The organism is Paludibaculum fermentans (genome assembly GCF_015277775.1).
Classification (GTDB): Bacteria; Acidobacteriota; Terriglobia; order Bryobacterales; family Bryobacteraceae; genus Paludibaculum; species Paludibaculum fermentans.
This window is the reverse complement of record NZ_CP063849.1, coordinates 7,668,673-7,683,292: the sequence shown is the minus strand read 5'-3', so window position 1 is coordinate 7,683,292 and position 14,620 is coordinate 7,668,673. Positions and strand designations below refer to the sequence as shown.

At 61.2% G+C, this 14,620-nt stretch carries 13 protein-coding genes and 1 tRNA gene; 10 read left to right on the top strand and 4 right to left on the bottom strand.

The window, feature by feature from the left end:
* Window positions 1-75 precede the first annotated feature (75 nt).
* The 3 genes from IRI77_RS30455 to IRI77_RS30445 all read left to right on the top strand — a co-directional run bounded on the left by IRI77_RS30455 (window position 76) and on the right by IRI77_RS30445 (window position 1,434).
* Window positions 76-267 carry a hypothetical protein gene (locus IRI77_RS30455; RefSeq protein ID WP_194448723.1) on the top strand — a complete coding sequence of 64 codons (192 nt, stop codon included), beginning with the start codon at window positions 76-78 and terminating at the stop codon, window positions 265-267.
* A 90-nt stretch (window positions 268-357) separates the two neighbouring features.
* Window positions 358-816: a hypothetical protein gene (locus IRI77_RS30450; protein WP_194448722.1), complete on the top strand. Its 459-nt coding sequence runs from the start codon at window positions 358-360 to the stop codon at window positions 814-816.
* A 12-nt stretch (window positions 817-828) separates the two neighbouring features.
* Window positions 829-1,434, top strand: a complete 606-nt coding sequence (locus IRI77_RS30445; RefSeq protein ID WP_194448721.1) for a hypothetical protein — start codon at window positions 829-831, stop codon at window positions 1,432-1,434.
* Between the two features lie 199 nt (window positions 1,435-1,633).
* Here IRI77_RS30445 and IRI77_RS30440 read toward each other — a convergent pair whose 3' ends face one another.
* On the bottom strand, window positions 1,634-3,040 hold the full coding sequence (locus tag IRI77_RS30440) for a class I adenylate-forming enzyme family protein (RefSeq protein ID WP_194448720.1): 1,407 nt from the start codon (window positions 3,038-3,040) through the stop codon (window positions 1,634-1,636).
* Window positions 3,040-4,173, bottom strand: coding sequence for an MFS transporter (locus tag IRI77_RS30435; protein WP_194448719.1), 1,134 nt, complete (start codon window positions 4,171-4,173; stop codon window positions 3,040-3,042). Before IRI77_RS30435 ends, IRI77_RS30440 begins: the two co-directional genes overlap by 1 nt.
* A 151-nt stretch (window positions 4,174-4,324) precedes the next feature.
* Between IRI77_RS30435 and IRI77_RS30430 the strand changes: the two genes are divergently transcribed.
* Window positions 4,325-5,494 (top strand): esterase, encoded by a 1,170-nt coding sequence (locus IRI77_RS30430; protein WP_228486400.1) that lies wholly within the window; start codon window positions 4,325-4,327, stop codon window positions 5,492-5,494.
* 44 nt (window positions 5,495-5,538) lie between these two features.
* On the opposite strand, the gene IRI77_RS30425 is transcribed toward IRI77_RS30430, so the two are convergent.
* A complete protein-coding gene (locus tag IRI77_RS30425) occupies window positions 5,539-7,071 on the bottom strand; it encodes a glycoside hydrolase (RefSeq protein WP_194448718.1) in 1,533 nt (510 codons plus the stop codon).
* 308 nt (window positions 7,072-7,379) lie between these two features.
* Between IRI77_RS30425 and IRI77_RS30420 the strand changes: the two genes are divergently transcribed.
* The 6 genes from IRI77_RS30420 to IRI77_RS30395 are packed head-to-tail and all read left to right on the top strand — an operon-like array spanning window position 7,380 to window position 14,461.
* The gene (locus tag IRI77_RS30420; RefSeq protein ID WP_194448717.1) at window positions 7,380-9,629 is read left to right on the top strand and encodes a chemotaxis protein CheA; all 2,250 of its coding nucleotides are present in this window, start codon (window positions 7,380-7,382) and stop codon (window positions 9,627-9,629) included.
* 4 nt (window positions 9,630-9,633) lie between these two features.
* Window positions 9,634-10,113: a chemotaxis protein CheW gene (locus IRI77_RS30415; RefSeq protein ID WP_194448716.1), complete on the top strand. Its 480-nt coding sequence runs from the start codon at window positions 9,634-9,636 to the stop codon at window positions 10,111-10,113.
* A gap of 32 nt (window positions 10,114-10,145) precedes the next feature.
* Window positions 10,146-12,122, top strand: a complete 1,977-nt coding sequence (locus IRI77_RS30410) for a methyl-accepting chemotaxis protein (protein ID WP_194448715.1) — start codon at window positions 10,146-10,148, stop codon at window positions 12,120-12,122.
* Between the two features lie 13 nt (window positions 12,123-12,135).
* Window positions 12,136-12,507 carry a response regulator gene (locus IRI77_RS30405; protein ID WP_194448714.1) on the top strand — a complete coding sequence of 124 codons (372 nt, stop codon included), beginning with the start codon at window positions 12,136-12,138 and terminating at the stop codon, window positions 12,505-12,507.
* Window positions 12,508-12,512: 5 nt separating this feature from the next.
* Complete coding sequence (gene cheB, locus IRI77_RS30400; RefSeq protein WP_194448713.1) at window positions 12,513-13,598, top strand: chemotaxis-specific protein-glutamate methyltransferase CheB; 1,086 nt, start codon at window positions 12,513-12,515, stop codon at window positions 13,596-13,598.
* 14 nt (window positions 13,599-13,612) lie between these two features.
* A complete protein-coding gene (locus tag IRI77_RS30395) occupies window positions 13,613-14,461 on the top strand; it encodes a CheR family methyltransferase (RefSeq protein WP_194448712.1) in 849 nt (282 codons plus the stop codon).
* Between the two features lie 68 nt (window positions 14,462-14,529).
* On the opposite strand, the gene IRI77_RS30390 is transcribed toward IRI77_RS30395, so the two are convergent.
* Window positions 14,530-14,606, bottom strand: a tRNA-Val gene (locus IRI77_RS30390).
* Window positions 14,607-14,620 lie beyond the last annotated feature (14 nt).

Sequence of the window (14,620 nt, the reverse complement as noted above, 5' to 3'; positions counted from 1 at the left end):
CCCGCGCCGGAACAAAGAAGAAATTCGACGCACATGGAACGATGCGCTTGAGGCAATACCTGTGGAGGAGTGTCTATGGCACAAAAGCTAGTCAAACTTTACGATTTTGTTCACGACCATGGCGGAGCGACTGCAAAGATGCGGGTCGCTATGAAGACGCTGGTGCCGTCCAACAAGGCGGAGCAAACGCCGGATTCTCCGGAGCTTATTGAGAAATTCCGCGCCGCAATCCGCGAAGTAACGGGCCTGGAAGCCCCCAACGTGTGAGGAGGAGAAGCAATGCCGGTTAATAAGAAAACTGAACTTATCATAGAGCGGACTTTTGACCCAGTTCGGTCGCGGCACAACATCAACGGGGTGACTCATGTTCTACACTGCCATCACTACCTGACGCTGTACACGCAACTCGCGGAGGACTGTGCGTTTCTTGATGGGAAGAAACTGCTGCGAGAGGTCAGTGAGGATGCGTTCTTCCACATCCTGTCGGACTACTACCGCAAGCAAGGCATCGCAACGATTGCCGACCGCGTTCTGATCGGCGAGCAATACTACGCGTTCAGCGGCCTGGGGCAATTGAAGGTGGCGTGCGCAGGCGCAGGTGGCGGCGAAGTCGAGCTTTTGACCTCGCACCTGGATGCCGGCTGGATCAGGAAGTTCGGCAAGCGCGACCAGGCGGTGAACTACGTGACGTGCGGCTATGTGACGGCATTGTTCGCGGCGGTTTTCGGACTGAAGCCGCGGTCGTTCAGCGCAAATGAAGTGGCCAGCATTGTTGCCGGCGCGGAGCGCTCGCGGTTCGAGGTGGTGGCGAACTAAGGAAGGCAGAGTATGTCAATCAACCGCAAGAAAGTCATCGAGAACCTGTCCAAGATCGATATTGGGGGGAATCAGGAAGGATTGATTCCTGCATTCGGCGTGTTTGTGAACCAGCTCCCGGCAGTCCTTTGGAATTCGTTTGCCGAACGGCTGACCCGGCAGGTTGGGCTGGATCTAACGGAAGCGGCAGAATTCCTGCTGGTGAACGCCGCACACGAGTGTGGCTACCACACAGGCTACGGGATCATTACGTCGGAAGAGTGGAACGCGGTCATCGCTCCGATGGTGGAGCAAGTGCCGGAAGACATTCTGCACGGCGCGTTTGCCGTTCTTACCGCCTGGGGCTGGGCGAAGTGCGAAATTGCCGAACTTGTTCCGGGGGAGCGAATGGTGGTGCGCGCCTACGACTACTATGAGGCCGACATCGTCAGCTACGGGGCCGCCAGCAAACCCGCAGCCTACATGCTGCAGGGCATTTCGGCCGCATTCATGGACCTGGCGTACGGCGGCCCGTACGATGTTACCGGCCAGAAGGGCATGCGGACATTCCGGACTGTGCAGACCAAGGGAATCGAGTGCGGGCACGAGTACGGCGAGTTCGTCGTCACTAAGTCTTAGCGCGGTTTCGCAGCAAGGATCGCCAGCGTTCATAGCGAATGGGTGATCCGGAAGAGTCACCCGCCCCAGCCGGCCCACGTCCTGCCGTTGGCCTGGCTGGGGCGGCCGGATCAGAACTCCGCCTCCGCTCGCACACCGGAAGCAGCAGCGAAGATGATGCGCGGCGGAAGGGAGTCGTGCGTCGAGGGGCGGTTTTCCGCTACTTCGTCCACGGAGGCAACAGGTGCTTCTGAATCTTGCCCAATGCGGTTCTCGGGAGTTTGTCGACAGCGAGGAAATCGCGCGGCACTTTGAAGGATGCAAGTTTCGCCCGGCAGCGCAGATCCAGGGTGGCGGCGTCGATCGCGGCACGGGGCACAATGTAGGCGACGGGGATTTCTCCGCGTAGCTGGTCGGGGACGCCTACCACGGCGGCTTCCGCGACCTCCTCCTGCTCCAGCAGAAACTCCTCGATCTCGCGGGGGTAGATATTGAACCCGCCCGAAATGATGAGGTCACTCTTGCGGCCCAACAGAGTGTAGTACCCGTCGGCCGAGCATTCGGCCACGTCGCCGGTTTTGAACCATCCATCTTCAAACGCGGCTTTCGTCGCCTCCTCGCGGCGCCAGTAGCCGGCGCAAACATTGGGTCCCCGGAGTTGGAGTTCGCCATCCACGATCCGTGCCGAGATGCCGGGCAAAGGAAGCCCCACGGTTCCAGGCCGGCGATCGCCCACGTAGGGATTTGAGATATTCATGAGGGTCTCGGTCATTCCATAGCGCTCCAGAATGGTGTGACCGAATTTGGCGTGAAACTCCTCAAAGACCTGCGGCGGCAGTGGAGCCGAGCCGGAGACAAACAGCCGCATGAAGCGGCCCACCTGACCTGCGATGTCAGCCGGGAAGTCGAGAAGGCGCACATAGACAGTCGGCACGCCAAAGAAGAGGGTAGGCCGGTAGTCGAGAAACTCCGCGGCGGCTTTCTGATGCTCGAAGCGCTCCAGCAGGCGCATGCGGCAGCCGCTGATCAGCCAGCAGTGCAGGCCGTTGCCCAGCGCGTGAACGTGGAAAAGCGGCAGCGCCAGTAGAAATCGGTCGGTCTTCGTGATGTCCCAGCACGCGTTCAGATTGATTGCGTTCACCGCGAAGTTGTTGTGTGTGAGGATCGCCCCTTTTGAGGCGCCGGTGGTTCCTGAGGTGTACACCAGCGCCGCCGGCGAATCGCCATTAAGGGCTACATCGGGCCGCTCCGCTGCTGGTGGAGTGATCAGTCCGGCGATTGGCCACACGGGAACAGTGCCCGGCATCTCCTGCGCGGTGATCACGGCCTTGGGGCCGGAGTCAGCGAGGATGTGCAGAATCTCGCGTTCGCGGTAAAGGATGTTGATTGGAACAAAGATGACGCCGAGCTTGGCGCAGGCGAGGTAGATGTCGATGAGCTCGACGCAGTTGGAAAGGTAGACACACAGCCGGTCGCCCTTCTCGAGCCCGCGCTGCTGAAAGAGGGCGGCCATGCGATTGCTGCGGTCATCGATCTCTCCGAAGGTGAAGGAGCCTCCACTGAACTCGAGCGCCACCTCGTCGCGGCGGCCCTTCAAGGAGAGATCGAATAACTGGATGAGGTTCATTATTGCTCCGAAATTGCCGATGCCGACGCGGCTGCCGCCAGAGAGAATCCGCCTAGCACGAGGAAACTCGATTGGAATTGGCCAGTCCAGTCGGCGAGGAAGCCGACAGCCGGCGCACCCGCGAGAATCATGAGGATCCCCACCATGTTCACCAGTCCCATGGCGGCCCCAGCGCGCCCAGGAAAGAGCGCGGCGGCCCGATTGAATAGACCCGCATACGGCAATCCGCAGCCTATCCCGAGGACGGCGACCGCCGCAAGCGTGAGTTCCACCCATTGCCCCCAGGCAAGGGCGGCGCACGCGGCCGCATTCGCCAGTAGGGCACACTGAATGAGCGTGTGGATCCGAATGCGGTGCAGCAGCCAGCCACCGAGAGGCCGGGAGACGATGCCGAGAAGAAGTACGGCAGACCCCAGCAGTCCTGCCTGTTTGAGGGGCATTTGAAAGGCGGTTTTCAGCAGTGTGGTGATCCAGGTCCCCACCACGATGACCAGCCCGAACGAGGCCATCTGGATGAACCCCAGCAGCCACAACTGGCGGCTCCGCAACATCTCTGAGAGACTCCCCGGGGAATGGGTTCGAGAGGCGGCAGGCGGAGCGGAGACGAGCCAACCTAACCACACGACCGCCGCCACAATCGCCGATCCGGCAAACCCGCCCCGCCAGCCGAAGGCGCCCAGCAATTGCGGCACCGCAAACAGCACGAAGCCGGAGCCGAGCACCACCGAACCTCCAAAGAAACCCTGCGCCACATGGAGTTCGCGGCCCTCAAAGGACGAGACGATGTACCGGGCACCCGCCGTGAAGCAGGCGCCGGTTCCGATGCCCGCAAACGCCTTCCAGAACAGAAGCATCCAGTAAGAGCCCGCGAAGGCGATCGCCAGATTCGCCACGGCCACCCAGGCGAGGGCGAACGTCAACACGCGGGCAGGTCCGAAGCGATCGGCCAGCCGCCCTCCGGGAATCTGCATCAGGGCGTGGGTGAGGAAGATGCCTGTGGTGAGCAACCCGGCGCTGGCATTGTCGAAGCCGAACTCACCGCGCAGGGCCGGAACCATGGGCGCATGATTCGTGTAGTTGGCGGAAAAGGCAAATCCGGCGGCACAACCAGCAGCCAGCGAGCGTTTGTTCATAAGAGCGTCGCAACAGTCTACCACTGGGCAACGGGCCTTCCGTGGAACCGCCGGGGTTTATGCACGGGCCCGGCTGGCGGACGGACTAGCAGGCGATGGGCCGCAGGGTATACCGTTACGAGGGAAGATCCCCAACCTGAGGTAACCGATAGTGCGATCACTCGTCCTGCTTGCCTGCCTGCCCGCCCTGTTCGCCCAGCAGGCGAACGTGAACCTAGACCATAACCCGCAGAAGAACACTGAGAATCTCATCCCATTTGGCGCAGCCATCCTGTCTCCGGAAGTACGGGACGACCGGATGGTGACGTTCCGCCTGAAGGCGCCCCAGGCGCATGAGGTCCAACTGACTGGCCCGGCCCTGCTGATCGCCCTGGGCGCGGCCAACAAGCCGGTGCCTTTCCTTAGGGGGGACGACGGAGCATGGACCCTGACGATTGGGCCGCTGAAGCCGGATATGTATGTTTACTCCCTGACCGTGGACGGAGTGCGCATGGCGGATCCGAACAACACGATCGCGGGCACCGCGGCTCAACCGGCCTTCAGCCAACTCGTTGTGCCGGGCGACGGGCCCGCGTACTACGACGCAAGAAACGTGCCACACGGAAACGTGACCAGGCACGTTTATCATTCCGGCGTGACGAATGGCGAGCGGGAACTGTACGTCTACACTCCGCCGGGCTATGACCGGGCGAAGCGCTATCCAGTGCTGTACCTGCTGGGCGGCAGCGGAGAACTCGCCTACAACTGGATCTACGATGGCCGAGTCAGTTTCATCATGGACAACCTGCTGGCGGAAGGGAAAGCGCTGCCCATGATTATCGCCATCCCGAATAATCAAATGGTGCACCGGAACCATCCCAGGCACACGGAACTGACCTTCCCGTTGTTCGAAGCGGACCTGCGGCAGAACATCATTCCCCTGGTCGACAGCCAGTACAGCACGCGCAAGGATCCACGAGGCCGCGCGCTATCGGGCTTGTCGATGGGCGGAAGGCACACCCAGTTCGTCGGCTTCAACAGCCTGGATCTCTTCGCCTCCTTCGGAGTGCTCAGCGCAGGCGACACAGACAGTGAGAAAACCAGCAGCAAATTCCTCAACGATCCGGACGTCAACAGGAAAGTGGCCTACCTGTTCGTGGGCCAGGGCACAGGCGAGGCGAATGAGCGGATTGGTGAGAGGTGCGTTGCGCTGCACCAGGCGCTGCTCAACCACAAGATCGTCCACGAATACTATGTCGGAGGCAACGGCGGGCACGACTGGGCGACCTGGCGTCATCTTCTCTATTACCGGTTCCTGCCCAAGCTGTGGCGAGGGGAATGAAGGCAGACCCGCTACGCCCTGTCGGACCATGCGACTAAGCCCGGCTATTTCCCGGCAGGTTCAAACTCCGAGACCAGCGTGACAACGGAACGTGCAGGAAGCTGGAATGCCTCGCCCGGCTTGAGGCGAGGGTAGGCCTTCAGTTCGTCGCCTTCAAGATCGGACGTGACCCAGGGTGTGGTCCGGCGCAGCCGCCAGCCGCGCTTCGCCACATCAAACTTCGCTGTGACACTCTGGGGGGCCTGGCCTACGTTTACGTAAACCACGACGACGCGCCTGCCTTCCGCATCGAGGTAGGCCGTCCGCATCAGTCCGCGGATGTCGTCCGGTTCACCGGCCACCACCACACGATACATGCCGGGGCGCACGAAGCGGCTGTAGTTCCCCAGCGCCCAAAGTAGCCGGGACGGCAGGATGGACTCGGGATCCCCTGGTTTCTTGTAATCGGTATAGATGAGCCCGTCTTTATAATCCTCGGGGGACATAGCTGTCCACCACTGCCACGCCGACGCGTTCGCCACGGCCATATCGAGGTGAATGATGCGGGCGACATCCAGGGCGGTAGCCATCGTCAGGTCGCGCTTATTGCCTCCTTTGCCCTCCGGCCCGACGAGAATGCAGTATTCAGTCTGCCAAAGCCGCTGCTGTGGATATTTCTTCATCCGTTCGGCGAGCACCCGCCGATCCTCGACGATGGAGCCTGTCAACCGATCGGAGCCGTAGGCGTGGTACCCAAACATGGGCGCCAACAGCGAAGCCACGGAACTGTCACCCAGGAACTCATCAATGTAGTTTCCGTAGGTGGATCCGTACTGTTTGGTCATCTCAGGATTAGGGTGGACCATATCCGGCAGGCTGCCGCTCTCGACAAGGGCAATCCGCGTAGTCAGCTTCTGGCGGCTCAGTTCGGCGGCCAAGGCTCTTGTGATCGCCTTGATGTCGGAGTTGCTCGCCCTGGTTCCCTCCTGGGAGGTGCCATCCCATTGCCACTGCGGCTCGTTGATCGGGCTGATGTACTGGAAATCGAGCCTCTCCCTCGTGTCAGGATTGGAGCGGAAGTGGCTCAAGATGTCGCCAAGGTAGCGTGCATACTGCGGCTCCATGCCCGGTTTCAGGTTTGAGCTGCCTTCCCCTTTCGTTGTGAAGGTGAGGCCGTTGCGGGTCATGCGGCCGGGCGGGCTGTTCACGAAGGCCAGGAACTGAGGCACACCGCGCTGTTTGGCCGCGCCCAGGAACCAGCGCTCGCCCGCCTGGCGCGTCCAATCGTATTTACCCTCGGATACTTCAAAAGTCTCCGGACTCCGCCAGGGGTGAGTGATTTTCACATTTGTACCGCCACCGATATTGAAGCGCCAGCAACTAAGCCCGATGCCGTTGGACTGCGAGAAGAGCAGATCGGCCACGCGTTCGCGGGACGAGAGGCTCCAGCTCGAGAGCTTCTGCATGGTCCAGCAATCGGAAGCACCGAAGTTGTCGATCCGCTGGTAGACGGTATCCAGAGAGATGGTGTCCACGCGCTGGGCGTGGGCAACAAGCGAAACGAAAAGCAGCAGAAGAGAAGGCAGTGCTCGATTCATGGCGGACTCGCTTTGTTCTTAATCAGCTATTAAGAACTCTAACACCCTCAACGTCTTCATGTTCCAGCTAAGTGGCGAACATACTCCGCCGGAGGAGGGACGATCCACGCATTGCAAAATAAATAAACTTTAACCTACATAATACCGAAATAACCGCTCCTTAAATATCATTCTTTTTCACGGAGCCCCGACGGAGACCGATATGGGTATCTGGAATCAGATTGATTCAGCCCGGCATCGCGCGCAGATGCGATGGCCGGCCCGCCCACCGTCCAGCTGGGCAGCGACCCTCTGAACGAGCAAGGCCCATGGAAGATCAGGAAGTTATCAAAGAGTTTTTGATCGAGAGCAGTGAGAACCTCAGCCGCCTGGACCAGGAACTGGTGGAACTGGAGCGGAACCCAGGTGAGCCGGAGTTGCTCGCCGGAGTCTTTCGAACTTTCCATACCATCAAGGGCACTTGTGGTTTCCTGGGCTTCGGCCGGCTCGAGCGGGTGGCCCATCAGGCGGAGAATATCCTATGCCGCTTGCGTTCGTTTGAACTGGAGCTGACGACCGGGCTGACTTCACTGATCCTGCGGGCTGTCGACGCCATGCGGCTCCACCTGGGGTCTATCGAAGCCGGGGGACGCGAGGCCGAAACCAATGATGATGAGCTCTGCCGCCTGCTGGAGGCCGCCACGGATGAGGGCAAACCAGCCGGCGCGCGCACCCCGATGGAAGGCGATTCGGCGCCTCAACGCGCCCAGAGTGTTGTAGCCGATTCGGCCATACGGGTGGATGTGCATCATTTGGATAAGCTCATGAACCTGGTTGGGGAGCTGGTGCTCACCAGGAATCAGATCCTTCAATTCACCTCCAGCCAGGAAGGGGCCGCGCTGATATCGTCCTCGCAGCGCCTGAACCTCATCACCTCGGAACTGCAGGAGAGCGTCATGAAGACGCGGATGCAGCCCATCGGGGTGGTCTGGAACAAGATGCCGCGGCTGGTGCGCGACGTGGCGATGGCGTGTGGGAAGCGGATATCGCTCGAGATGGAGGGCGCCGGCACTGAGCTGGACAAAACCATCATTGAAGCGATCAAGGATCCAATTACGCACATCGTGCGGAATTGCTGCGACCACGGCATTGAGAAACCGCAACTGAGGAAGACGAGGGGCAAGCCGATTGAGGGCCGTCTCACGCTGCGCGCTTTCCACGAAGGCGGGCAGGTGATTATCGAGATCGCCGATGACGGCGGTGGAGTGGACACGGCGGCCGTCAAGGCCAAGGCGATTGCAGCAGGCCTGCTGCGGCCAGCGCAGGCGGAATCGCTGTCGGAGCGCGAAATACTGAACCTGCTCTTCGAGCCGGGCCTGTCGACCGCCCGGATGGTCACCAGCGTCTCCGGCCGCGGTGTCGGCATGGATGTAGTGCGTACGAACATCGAGCGGATTGGCGGCGCGGCCGAAGTCTCAAGCCGGACCGGAGCCGGCACGACGATCCGCCTGAAGATTCCGCTCACTCTGGCCATCATTCCCGGACTGGTGGTGGCGCTGGGAGAACGGCGCTCAGCACCCAGGCCTGAACGGGCCGGCCCCTTGGGCGGCACAATGCACTTCATCATCCCCCAGGTAAGCCTGATCGAGCTTGTCAGGCTGGAGGGGGACACCGCGCGTCATTCGATTGAGCGGATCCGTGAGACCGCGGTGTACCGGCTGCGCGGCAATCTGCTGCCGATCGTTTACCTGCGCACGGTGCTGGGATGCCCGGCGCGGGAAGAGGATTCCGAGGTTGTCAACATTGCGGTGTTGCAGGCCGGGGACCGCCAGTTCGGGCTGGTGGTGGATGGAATACGGGATACGCAGGAGATCGTCGTCAAGCCGTTGGGCAAGCACCTGAAGGGGCTGACCTGCTATGCGGGCGCAACCATCATGGGTGATGGCCGTGTGGCGCTAATCCTTGACGTACTGGGCATTGCCCAGCGCTGCGGGGCAATGGTGAACAGCAGCCGCGAACGGGAGCACAGCGAGCAGGCCGCTGAGACCGGCCAGGAAGCGGCTGGCAAGCAGGCGTTCCTGCTGTTTCGTTCAGGGCCATTTGAGCGGCTGGCCGTGCCCTTGTCCACGGTCTCGAGGCTTGAGGAGTTTCCACAATCCCAATTGGAGCGGGCGGGCAACCGGCTGGCGGTGCAGTATCGGGGACGGATACTACCCCTGATCCCCCTGGCGCCGATTCTGGAGCCTGGCCTCGGTGATACAGCGTCGGGAAAAGACCCCGTTCAGGCGGTGGTCTTCCAGTCCGGCGAGCGCACCCTGGGACTCCTGATCGATGGCCTGGCAGACATCGTGGAGGACAGCGCCAGCATGAGCCAAGCCAGCGGACGGCGTGGCCTGCTGGGCTCCGCGATCATCGGGCAACGATTTACCGACCTGCTCGACCTCGAGACCGTGCTCAGGGTTGGCTGGGCTGAATGGATCGGCGGCAGCACAAGCGCGGCGCAAGTGGAGCTGAGCTGCCTGGCTGCCGCAATCGATTCAAAGTCCAGAAGCAGTGAATTGTCCAGGGAGAAAGTCTGATTCCATGGCGTCCGCAAACAGAACAATCGACAGTCCGGCAGCTCTCCGCTATGCCACCTTCGTGGTGGCCGGCCACTATTTCGGCACCGATGTGACCCAGGTCCAGGAAGTGCTGCGGCACCAGGCGATGACCCCGGTGCCCCTGGCTCCACCCGTCATCCGAGGTCTCATCAATCTGCGCGGCCAGATTGTCACGGCCATAGAGATGCGTCAACGCCTCGGATTGCCTTCCAGGGGTGACGGAGAAGAATCGATGAACGTCGTCGTCAGGACGGAAGACGGGGTCGTGAGCCTGTTGGTCGATGAGATCGGGGACGTCGTGGAAGGCGAACAGCAGGCATTCGAAGCTCCTCCCGAGAGCCTCGACCCGGTTCTGCGCAGCCTCGTCAGCGGCATTTACAAACTCAAGGGCCGCCTGCTGCTCGTGCTGGACATTCGGCAGACGCTGAATCTCGACGCGGTGGTTGGGCAACTGGCCTGCTAGGCCGGCCAAGTGATCGAAGAAGGGGACGTTTCATGCAGTGGTTTAACAATTTGAAAATCGGCGCCAAGCTTCAGGCCGGGTTCGCCCTGGTGGCGTGCATTGCCGGGCTCATCGGTTGGGTTGGGTTATCCGGCCTTAGCGTAATGAATCAGCGGTCGTCCATGCTATACGCTGACCGCCTTGTGCCCATTCGTGATCTTGGGTACGCCAATGCAGCGGTATTGAACATTCGCACCGAGGTGCGCAACATGCTGCTCAGCAACAGCCAGGAGGAGCGGCAGCGGGCTGTAAGCGCCATTCAGGACGACAATGACAAGCTCGAGGCCCGCATCGACGCGTACTCGAAGACCAATCTCACGGATGAGGAAAAGTCGATGCTGGAGAAGTTCCGCACCAGCTGGCCCACGTACAAACGAGGGCGCGACCAGGTGATTGGCTTGGTCCAGGCGGGCCGCGAGGCTCAGGCAAAGGACATGATGTTTGGCCAGCTACGGGTGTTGCAGTCGGAAGTACGCAATAGCATACAAGCGCTCATCGACATCAACGCCAAACAAGCAGAAACCGACCGCAAGGCGAATGAAGTAGCTGCCAGTGAGGCCAGGACCAAGATCATGGCATTCCTGGGACTGGGCGTTTTCAGCTCCATCGGTTTGGGCATGCTTTTCGCTGTAATGATCGGCCGGCCGCTGAAGGCGATGCAGAACGCCGCGGCTCAGTTGGCTGAGGGCGATGCCAGCGTGAATGTGGAGCTTGACACCAAGGATGAACTTGGTTTGCTGGCACGCGCCTTTCGAACGATGACGGCTGTGATTCGCGAGCGAGCTGAACAAGCACAGCGCATCGCCGCGGGTGATTTCAATGTGCAGATCACGGCAAGTTCGGAGAAGGATGTGCTGGGCAAGAGCTTCGTGAAAGTGGTGGAAGCGGTGCGGCGCCTGGCAACTGAGACGGAGACCCTCACAAAGGCGGCGGTAGAAGGGAAACTATCGACACGCGGCGACGTCACGCGGTTTGAAGGCGGGTACCGCTCGATCGTGGAAGGTGTCAACAAGACCCTGGATGCGGTTCTGGAGCCGGTCAACGAGGCGGCGGTCGTGCTGGAGCGGATTGCGCGGAAGGATATGACGGCACGGGTCGCAGGCCAGTATCGGGGCGACCATGCCAGCATCAAGGACAACATCAACAAGATGGCCGACGATCTGCGCGGCAGCCTGCATCAGATTGCGCAAAACGCCAGTTCGCTGTCGACGGCCTCTGAACAGCTGAGCTCGATCAGCCAGCAGTTGGCGGGCAATGCGGAGGAGACCGCGACTCAGGCGAATGTCGTTTCCGCAGCCAGCGAACAGGTTTCCAAGAATGTTTCCGTGGTGGCTTCCGGCAGCGAGCAGATGCAGTCGTCCATTCGCGAGATCGCCAAGAACGCGAATGAAGCGGCGCGAGTCGCCCGCAACGCGGTCAGCACCGCGGAAACCACGAATCAGACCATCACTAAGCTGGGTGAGTCGAGCATCGAGATCGGCCAGGTGATCAAGGTGATCACCTCCATCGCACAGCAAACGAATCTTCTGGCCCTGAACGCGACTATCGAAGCGGCTCGAGCCGGAGAGGCAGGCAAAGGCTTCGCGGTTGTCGCCAATGAAGTCAAGGAACTCGCGAAGGAGACAGCGAAGGCGACTGAGGAGATCGGCCAGAAGATCGAAGCCATTCAGGGTGATACTGTCGGCGCGGTCAAGGCAATTGGCGAAATCACCGCCATCATCGCGCAGATCAACGACATTTCGAACACCATCGCTTCCGCCGTGGAGGAACAGACGGTCACCACCAATGAGATTGGGCGCAATGTCATGGAAGCGTCCAAGGGCACGAATGAGATCGCCAAGAACAATGCCGGCGTAGCCGAGGCTGCGCGCAGCACGACAGCCGGCACAGCCGACTCAGAGAAAGCCGCCCGATCGCTCAGCCAGATGGCCGCCCATCTCCAGAAGCTGGTTGGCGAATTCACGATCTGAAGGGGAGCTGGCAATGAACGCACTGGTGGTGGATGACTCACGCGCAATGCGGATGATTCTGTCCAGGGAACTGGCAGCGCTCGGGTTCGAGGTAACCCAGGCTGCCAGTGGCACCGAGGCTTTGAAGTTACTGGAACCGCCGCTTTCGTGTCCGAATCTGGTGCTTGTCGATTGGAACATGCCTGGCATCACGGGGCTGGAGTTCGTGCAGGCAGTAAGGACAAAGCCCGAGGCCCTATCGACAGCACTTCTCATGGTCACTACCGAGACGGGCATGGGCCAGATGGTTCGGGCCATGGAAGCAGGAGCCAACGAGTACCTCATGAAGCCGTTCACGCGGGAGATGATCGCGGACAAGTTGCGCATCATCGGGTTGCTGGAGTAGGGACCATGCATGCATCCCGAGCGCGAAGGGAACTGGCACCCGGGTCGAGAATCCGGGTGCTTGTAGTGGACAAGTCCGTTATGGTGCGCCGGCTGCTGGCACACGCCCTTGAGGCAGATCCCCTCATCGAGGTGGTGGGAGCAGCCGCCACCGGAACGGTCGCGTTGGAGCGGATCCCCCAGATCAATCCCGATGTTCTCACTCTCGATCTGGAAGCCGGGGACAAAGACGGGCTCGACACCCTGCGCCGGGTCCGCAGCCTGTATCCGGAAATGCGGGTAATCCTGATCAGCGCAGCACTGGAACGGGGCGCTCCGGCAACACTGGAGGCGCTGGCCCAGGGGGTGGACGACTATGTATCCAAGCCGCCCCAGGAGCCCCCCTCCGAGCAGGACGCAGCCCGGGTTCGCTGTGAGTTGGCGCCGAAGATCCGGCAATTCTTTCGAGTGTCGGCGGCAAGGGCAGGTGGCCAGGCGGGCACGGCGCCTCCAACCCAATTCCAGGCAGAGCGCAGCCTGGGCCAAGCCGTGGTGATCGGGGTCTCAACGGGCGGCCCGGCGGCGCTGGCCAGCATCCTGCCAAGCTTCCCTCCGAAGTTTGCGTTGCCCATCCTGGTTGTCCAGCACATGCCGGCACAGTTCACCAAGCTGCTGGCGAACAGATTGTCCGGGCTCTGTCCGTTTCCCGTCGTTGAGGCGGCGGAAGGCGAACCGGTCCGGCCGGGCGCCGTGGTGCTCGCCGCCGGGGATTTCCATATGCGCGTCAGGAGGGAGAACGGCCGGGCCACCATACGGCTGGATCAATCGCCACCGGAGAACTCCTGCCGGCCCTCGGTGGATGTACTGTTCCGGTCGGCTGGCGAGGTGTACGGCGCAGGAGTACTGGCTGCCGTACTCACCGGCATGGGTCTCGACGGACTGCGCGGGGCGTCCACCTTGAAGGCCGTCGGCGCCACCGTGCTGGCCCAGGACGAGGCGAGCAGCGTTGTCTGGGGGATGCCGGGCGCCGTGGCCACCGCCGGGCTGGCAGACGCCATCCTGCCTCTGGACTCGATAGTGCCGGAAATCGTGCGGCGAATCCGGAAAACCTAAGGACGATAAGCAGAATGAGCACGACGCTGAATGGGCCGGAAAAAGCAGACGCCCGGCTGGATCCGGAGAACTATCGATTTCTCCAGGAGTTTGTATACCGTGAATCGGGCATCGTGCTGGATCAGGACAAGCACTACCTGATGGAGGCGAGGCTCAGCCCGATCGTAACCAAACAAAGGTTGGGCTCACTGAACGACCTTTGCAAGTTGCTGCGGGCCGTCAGCCCGGCAGGCCTGCGTCAGCAGGTAGTGGACTCCATGACCACGAACGAGACGATGTTCTTCCGGGAGTCCGTGCAATACGACGCCCTTCGCCGGATCGTGCTGCCGCAACTCATGGAGCGGCGCCGCGATCGGCGCAGGCTGAATTTCTGGTCCGCCGCCGCGTCCAGCGGCCAGGAAGCCTACAGCCTGGCGATGATGCTGCGCGAGATGGGACTGGACGACTGGTACATCCAGATTGCCGCCACCGATCTGTCCAATCAGATTCTTGAACGGGCACGCGAGGGCCGCTTCCTGCAGATCGAGGTGAATCGTGGGCTCCCGGTCCAATACCTGGTGAAGTATTTCCGGCGGGATGGGCTGGACTGGGTGATCCGGGACGAAATCCGGAACATGATCAGGTTTGAACGATTCGACCTGCGGCAGGGCATGGGCGCCATGGGTCCTTTCGATGTGGTCTTTTGCCGGAATGTGCTGATCTACTTTGACGTTCCGACGAAGCGGCGCATCCTGGGCGAGATTCGGAATACCCTCTTCCGAGGCGGGCATCTGCTGCTGGGTGGGAGCGAGACAACGCTGGGGCTTGATGACGGGTACGAACTGATTCCGGCCTGCGGCGCCGTGCTCTACCGCGTCCCGTGAGGCACCTCCGGCCGGATTCGCCGACGGAGCACATGGTTCGCCTGCTAAAGGCGATGCGGAAGGGTGGGTGGTGGGCCTGACAGAACTCGAATCTGTGACCTCTACCGTGTCAAGGTAGCGCTCTAACCAACTGAGCTACAGGCCCGCGTTGCACGGACA